This is a genomic window from Borreliella lanei, from assembly GCF_014205895.1.
In the GTDB taxonomy this organism is placed as follows: domain Bacteria; phylum Spirochaetota; class Spirochaetia; order Borreliales; family Borreliaceae; genus Borreliella; species Borreliella lanei.
This window is the reverse complement of the sequence record NZ_JACHFC010000014.1, coordinates 1-7313: the sequence shown is the minus strand read 5'-3', so window position 1 is coordinate 7313 and position 7313 is coordinate 1. Positions and strand designations below refer to the sequence as shown.

Here is a 7313-nt window from a genome sequence, read left to right as displayed (position 1 = left end):
TTGTATCCATATCCTTTAAGACTTTTGTCAATCCCTGGTAAATTCATTTTTAGGGTTTTCATATCTTTTCTGAAGCTTATTTTTGCTTGAATATTTTCTTGTGGATTATTTTTGTTTGAAACATTGTTCATAATTTACTCCTTTTATGATAATAAATAATTATATAACAAAAACTATTTTTGCCAAGTTTTTTAGAAAAATTTTAACAAAAAAATTAGGGCTTAGCTAAATTCTCTACGAAAAGAACTTCGCTAAACCCTTGTATTATTTTTTGCAAATTATCATAAAAGGTAGGTAAAAACATGAAAATATTTTCCTACGCTACTTGTAGTATAGGACAACTTCAAATTAAAATCAATAAATCTTTTTACCAAATTACAAAAAGTGTATTAATTTAACAAAAATAATAATTAAAATTTAATATTTTTTTAAAAAAGTATTTACTTTTAAATCAAAATTTTGCATTATATTATTTATAATTATTAATAATCATAAAAGGAGTAAAAAATGAAAGATTTTTTAAACACCACAAAAAGCCCAAATTGTCTTAACAAACACCAATACAAATTAATATCTCTTATCTCAACACTAGATTATCTAAACAAAAAAGATAAAAAATACACTCAAAAAAACATACTCTATTACTTTAATGAAAATCTTAAAAGAAACGGTCAAGCTCCCACTACACTAAGAACAATGCAAAATTATCTTTACAAATTAGAAAAAGTATTAAAAGTCACAACTAACTACTACCAACATTTAGGAGTAAATTGTGGAACTGAAATTTACTATAAGCTTAATTATCCCAAAAAAGAGTGTTACCAGAAAATCAACAAGTACTTTAAAGAACGAATTGACTCTAGATTTAAATCTAGAGTCAATAACTATTTTAAAGACAATGTTAGTAAACATAGTAGTGTAGAGTTAGTGGAGTGTTTAAATAATAATAATAATAATAATATAAAAGAAGAAAAAAGAATTAACCAAATAGAAGAATATCAGGTAAAAAACTATTACAATAAAAGCAACATTAAGTCCAAAAGTTTTCTTTCTATTTTAAATTTAGATATTAATAAAAAAACAAAAGTTGAAGTAATTAAAATTATAAAACGTGGTGAACTTGAACTAATAAGAAGTTTTAATACAAATTTAAATAAATCTTGCTTCAAGGATAAGCAAATTAAATTAAAAGAAATTCTAAAAAATACTCAAAAACAATTAGAACAAAACGGATACAATAACGAACAATTAGAAACAAATTTACAAAAAGTATATCAAACCTACAAATTTAAGCCCCATTTTATTATTGAAAATCATAAATATAAAGATTTAGATATCATAAAAAGAAAATTAGAAAAATCAATCAAACCAAAAGTAAAAAATTCTCAAAAAGATTATGAAAATCTAAAAATAAACATTTTCAATATACTTATTGAGCAACTAAAAAAAGAGACAAATATTGAAATTGTAAAGCCTATTGTAAAAGAATATTTGAACAACCAAAAGAAAATAGAATACAATAAAGTATTTGGTACATATTATTCTGAATTATCAGAGCTAATAAAAAATCATAAAAATTCTTTAACTGTAGAAGAATTTAACATAAAGGCTATATGAGGATTTAAATATGGAAAATGCACCCGAACCTATTGAATCTATAAGAAAAGGAAAATGTAAAGTTGAATGCCAAAATAAAGAACGCTTTATTAAGATTGAAAAAGAAAATGGCAAAACAATGTACCATACAAAAATAATGATGGATATTTATAAATTTGGAGTTTACGAAAAAAAACACGAATTTAGATTATCATTGCGAGCATTGTTTAATGGGGAAAGAATTGTTGAAGAAACTCACTTATATCCAGTTAAAGAAGGAGATAAGTTCATTGGAATTTTTTATGGCTACAGAAAACCAATTAAAAAACCCTTAATAAAGTATCAAATAAATGGGACTAGAAAAGCATATGCATTAGCAAGGGCATATTATATTGAATTTAGATTTAAAGCCGGAAGTGTTTTTTGCTATTTTAAGGGATTGTATCGTTTATTGGATAAAAAAAGAACAAATAATCACTACAATAAAGTTTTATTTAGTATGTTTACGGATTTAGAACAGCAAGTATATAAATTTTATGGGAAAAAATACCCGGAACAAGGACCGTTAATAAAATGGATAATAAAAAACCTAAAATAATAACAATTGCCAGCCTTAAAGGTGGTGTAGGGAAAAGCACAACTTCAATAATTCTTGCCACTCTTTTATCAAAATCAAAAAAGATTCTTTTGATAGATATAGATACGCAAGCATCAATAACCAGTTTTTATTTTAATAATATACAAAATAAAAATGTTAATTTAGAAAATTTTAATATATATGAAATATTAAAAGAAGGTACTTTAGAAATAAGAGATGTGATTATCAATATTGATAACAATTTAGATCTAATACCCAGTTATTTAAGTTTACATAAATTTAATCAAGAAGCAATTCCATTTAAAGAATTAAGACTAAAAAAGAAGTTAGAATCTATACAAGACAATTATGATTATATAATAATAGATACTCCACCAAGTTTAGACTTCGCTTTGACAAATGCTCTGGTAAGTAGTCAATATGTTTTAGTCCCCATAACTGCTGAAAAATGGGCAGTTGAGAGTTTAGATCTTTTAGAGTTTTATTTAAAAAAAATAGGAACAAATGCGCCTATTTTTGTATTAGTAACGCGATTTAAAAAAAATAATACTCATAAACAATTGCTAGACATTTTACAATTAAGAGAGGATTATTTAGGGATTATATCTGAAAGAGAAGATTTAAATAGGAGAATAGCAGAAAATGATAAATTTGATTTAGATAAAGACTATGTGTGTGAGTATAAAAAAATTCTTGAATGTTTTTTAAATAAGATGCAAGTTATTCCATCTTTTGGATGGAGCATATAAAAGGTATTTTTTGTAGGAAAATAATTCCGGTGCCGGAAAAAAATGTGAGGTGATTTATATATGAATATACAAATAAATAAAAGAAATTTATCTACTGATAATGATGTTATGGTTAGGTATAAATCTTTAAAATCTCAATTAACGATAAACGTTAAATCTGAAATTTGTTCTAGATTAGAGACAATGAAAATCTTAAAAGAGATTAAAGACAATGAATATTACAAATTAGATGGATATAAAAGTTTTGAAGATTTTACAAAAGACTATAAATTGGCAAAAACTCAAGCCTATGATTATCTAAGAATTGCTAATGCTATAGAAGAGGGGATAATAGAGGAAGAATTTTTAGTGCAAAATGGATTTAGACAAACTCTTTTTGTACTAAGAAATAAAGAAAGCGCAACAATAAAGAAATCCAAACAAAATTGGATAAAACCCCTAAGATTTCAGCTTAAAAAACAAGAAAGCTATGATTTTTATAAAAAGCACGCTAAATTTACAAGTTTCATGATGGATGAGATTTTCGAAAATCAAAAAGATTTTCTTAATAAACTTTTAAAGAAGTATAAAGAATTAAAAGGATAATAAAGGGGATTTTATGAGTAATTTGTCCTATAATACTCTTAAAATAGAAAATATAAGGTTAGAATTTTTAAATAAGGGGTTTAGTGAAGAGGCGATAGATTTTGTTTTGCTTCAGAACGACAATTACAACTTTGAAGTTCTAAAAGAGAAAATGAATTCTTTAGAACAACAAATAATTAATATAGAAAAGAACTTTCAAAAGGATATAGATAGTTAAAAAATGAACTTAATGCAAGTAATAGAACAATACAAGTAATGCTAATAGCAGGAATAACGCTTGCTCCAATTATTTACTCTATATTCAATAAGTATTTTTTTGATTGAGAATGTTTAAAATATTGGGGGAGTATACATCTTATTTTTTAAATAGAATAATATAATCTTAATTTAAATTCTTAAAAAGAAACATTTTATTTTTACTTTTTTTTAAATTAGAACCTATTTGAATTTTTTAACAAGAGAATTTAAGCAGGTTCTTTTATTTTAACAAATACAAATTGATTTTAATTTGAAGTTAGACTATGCTACAAGTAGCGTAGTTGTTTAAATATTGACATTTGCGACCACCTTCGTTAGCAATTTGCAAAAAAATAATACAAGGGTTTAGCGAAGTTCTTTTCGTAGAGAATTTAGCTAAGCCCTAATTTTTTTGTTAAAATTTTTCTAAAAAACTTGGCAAAAATAGTTTTTGTTATATAATTATTTATTATCATAAAAGGAGTAAAAAGATGGAAAATCTTTCAAACAATAATAACCCACAAGAAATTAATCAAGGAGATCTCAAAATGATAAGTGTTAATCAACAAAGTTTTACTGGATGTGAAATATTTGAGGAAAAATCTTCTCCCATTAAAGAAAAAAGTAAATTAAGCAAGATAGGTAAGAAATTACCAGGAATAAGCAGTCAAGAGTGTTTTAGATTTAATCGAAATATTGATTTTAGCACACAAAGAAACAAGCTAGATAAATACGGAGCTAGTGAAGTAGGTAGTATTCTAATTGGTGGTGCAGGACTAAAAGATTTAATGATGAATAGAGTGCTTAAATATTTTAATATGAGTCTACCTTTTGAAGAGAATTTGTATATGCTCAAGGGTAAGGAATTAGAGAATTTAGGATTTAGAGAATTTGTTAAAGCACATGGTGATAATATTGATATTTTATATAAAAACAAATATGCCAATGGAGTTGATAAGTATAATTATTTCAAAAAAATGGGCAGTTCAGAAACTTTAGTGGGCTCAACAATTGATGGCTGGTTTATCAATAATACTGGTGATTTAGAGCTTTTAGAGATTAAAAGTAGCGACTCTCATTATATGAGTAGCGCTATTGACAAATATAATAAAAATGGCAATTTTTTAAGCAGCAAATATTTTTTCAAATATTATGTGCAGGCGCAAATGCAGCTGGCATGTACTGGTCTTGAGCATTGTAATTTATTCTTTTTAATTGACGCTGCACCAATTAACTGTAAGATTAAAAGAAATGAGGCCTTAATATCAAAAGTGTTTGAATTTGTTAATAAATGTGAATTAGAAATTATAAATTTAAAAAAAGATATTTATAGTAACTATAGAGAGGAATACTTAATGGCACATAATTTTAACGAGGATGCGTTTATAAAACTAGTTGAGGATTTAGTAGAAAGGAGCGATTTTTATAGTTCTGGAGTTGAGTTTGATTGGGCAAAAGAATTTGTAGAATATGTTGATTGTGTAGACCTTGAAATTAGGGATAATCAATCTGCTGAAAATCTTGCGTGTGATCTAATGGATGTTGATAGTGCAAAAAAAGAATTAAACAAAATGCAAAACGAACACAAAAAAATAGAAAAGCCCCTTAAAGATTTTATCAAAATGAAAACCGACAATATTACGAATACATGTCCACTAATTGAGCAGGTAAATTATAGATTTGGAGAGTTTGTGTTCACTTTTGATTCTAAGAAAAGAGCAATATCAGATAGATTAAGGGGACTACTGCCAACAAGTGGAGCATTATTTTTCCCAAGCAATATAGCATTTGCAAATAATGTAAGTGTCCCCATGTGAATGGGTGCGCTAAAAAATTAAAGAAATAATTTAATATAGGAGAGGTAAACAATGCTTATTAATAAAATAAAACAAGACAATAGAACTTTAAGACCAGAGATACAAAAATGGGGTTGTTACTTTTTGTGTCTACATTATTATACAAGTCTATTTAAGAAACGTGAATTTAATGCATATGATATAAATACAGCGTATTATAGATTTATAGGACTTGGCTACATTAAGAGTAATTGTTTTATTGTAAATCCGTGTATGATACTTAATTACTACGGAATTAGAAGTAGCGTGAGATATGAGTCTTTAAATTATTTGGGTGCAGCAAATGAATTTGAAATAAGTGAAGTTAAAATCGATAAGGTTAATGGGTATCACTTTATAGCAACAAAAAATAAAGAAATATTATATGATTCACTTGACTTAAAGCCACGTGGGAAAATATTTAAAGTAACTTCAAAACGAATATTTAAACTGAAATAGTTTTGCTAAAGTTTAAGGCACTTTTTAGCACATTCATAAGCTTGAATTTTATTAGCAGAAGATAGGCCGTAGATATTATCAATTTCATTGGTTGAAGAATATTTCATAAGTTCTTTAATTTGAAAAGAATTGTAACCATTAGATTTCAAATTTGAGATAAATAAGTTTCGACATAAGTGGAGAGATTTATTTACACGAAATCCCGATTTTTTAAGAAGATTTTTGAATTTTTTAGAAATATGGACAATATCAATTTGGTTATCTTTAAACTTATGTTTGCTATTTTGGAAAAGATAAGTACGCCGCGAGTCAAGAGTTTTTTCTTCGAAATGATTTTTATGTGCTGTTTGGATAGCCTGGAACTCTTCTGAGTTAATGACAATTTCTCTAATACAGGCGACATTTCTTTTTTTTGCCACATTTACTTTAATAGTATATAAAGTTTTTCCAGTTTTGCTTAAAAAGGGAGTAATATCTTGCATTTTTACTTTTTGCATTTCAGTGCCTCTACACCCACTTATTAAGAGTAGATGCACAAACCAACCAGAAATTGGGTCAATTTGTTTTAAGGTTTTGGAGCATTTTAGAATTAATTTAATAATTTTTGGAGTCAAGAAAAACTTAGGAGTTGGTTTTGAATGATCTTTTTTGCTTTTGGTAGAATTTTTTAGTGAATTTTTAAGAATTTTGTTTTCATTTATTAATTTTTGATGATCTTGTAATAGTTTAAGCATAAAATCTATATTGTTATTATTTAAATTAAAATAATTATTAATGTCCATAAGACAAGCTCCTTGTAGGTGTTACTTTTAAATTAAGTAAAAGTAATAAAAATAAATGAAAATTGCAATTTACATTTTACCAAAAACAAAAAAATTTAGTCAAATTTTAGGTGTTGTCATTGCATGTAAAATTTGGGCTGTAGGATGGCTGTAGAAATGAGAAGTGTCAATTTCTGAGAGGGGCACACAAGAAAGATAGAATACTTTGTGTAATATATAGCAAAGACTTTGAAATTTAATTTGTATGCATTTTGTAGTCTTTTGTATTGAGTATGTCATTTGCAATGGAGAGATTTTATGAGTTTGATTAAAATTACATTTGTGTTTTGTTAATATGTAACAGCTGAATGTAACAAAATCTAATATTTAAAGCTTTGAAAAATTGTATTCATTGAGGTGTTGCGTTATATTTGAGACTTACGGAGTAACTTATGAATAAAAAAATGTTTATTATTTGTGCTGTTTTTGCTTT

Annotated in this window: 7 protein-coding genes and 2 pseudogenes; 7 read left to right on the top strand and 2 right to left on the bottom strand. The window is 26.0% G+C overall.

Going from position 1 to position 7313, the window contains the following annotated elements; all coding sequences use genetic code 11:
• A pseudogene (locus tag HNQ06_RS05765) lies at positions 1-131 on the bottom strand (ERF family protein); the annotation flags it as partial.
• Positions 132-507: 376 nt separating this feature from the next.
• Between HNQ06_RS05765 and HNQ06_RS05495 the strand changes: the two are divergent.
• The 7 genes and pseudogenes from HNQ06_RS05495 to HNQ06_RS05465 all read left to right on the top strand — a co-directional run bounded on the left by HNQ06_RS05495 (position 508) and on the right by HNQ06_RS05465 (position 6059).
• Complete coding sequence (locus tag HNQ06_RS05495; RefSeq protein WP_184107992.1) at positions 508-1617, top strand: plasmid maintenance protein; 1110 nt, start codon at positions 508-510, stop codon at positions 1615-1617.
• A gap of 10 nt (positions 1618-1627) precedes the next feature.
• On the top strand, positions 1628-2194 hold the full coding sequence (locus HNQ06_RS05490; protein WP_184107990.1) for a DUF226 domain-containing protein: 567 nt from the start codon (positions 1628-1630) through the stop codon (positions 2192-2194).
• Entirely contained in the window at positions 2170-2943 is a 774-nt protein-coding gene (locus HNQ06_RS05485; RefSeq protein ID WP_184107988.1) for a ParA family protein, read from the top strand. The genes HNQ06_RS05490 and HNQ06_RS05485 overlap by 25 nt, the downstream gene beginning before the upstream one ends.
• 60 nt (positions 2944-3003) lie before the next feature.
• On the top strand, positions 3004-3528 hold the full coding sequence (locus HNQ06_RS05480) for a chromosome replication/partitioning protein (protein ID WP_184107986.1): 525 nt from the start codon (positions 3004-3006) through the stop codon (positions 3526-3528).
• A 13-nt stretch (positions 3529-3541) separates the two neighbouring features.
• Positions 3542-3852: pseudogene (bdr, locus tag HNQ06_RS05475) on the top strand (Bdr family repetitive protein).
• A 404-nt stretch (positions 3853-4256) separates the two neighbouring features.
• Positions 4257-5582 carry a DUF244 domain-containing protein gene (locus HNQ06_RS05470; protein WP_184107984.1) on the top strand — a complete coding sequence of 442 codons (1326 nt, stop codon included), beginning with the start codon at positions 4257-4259 and terminating at the stop codon, positions 5580-5582.
• A gap of 51 nt (positions 5583-5633) precedes the next feature.
• The gene (locus tag HNQ06_RS05465) at positions 5634-6059 is read left to right on the top strand and encodes a DUF261 domain-containing protein (RefSeq protein ID WP_184107982.1); all 426 of its coding nucleotides are present in this window, start codon (positions 5634-5636) and stop codon (positions 6057-6059) included.
• Between the two features lie 5 nt (positions 6060-6064).
• On the opposite strand, the gene HNQ06_RS05460 is transcribed toward HNQ06_RS05465, so the two are convergent.
• On the bottom strand, positions 6065-6841 hold the full coding sequence (locus HNQ06_RS05460; protein ID WP_184107980.1) for a site-specific integrase: 777 nt from the start codon (positions 6839-6841) through the stop codon (positions 6065-6067).
• Positions 6842-7313: the final 472 nt, after the last annotated feature.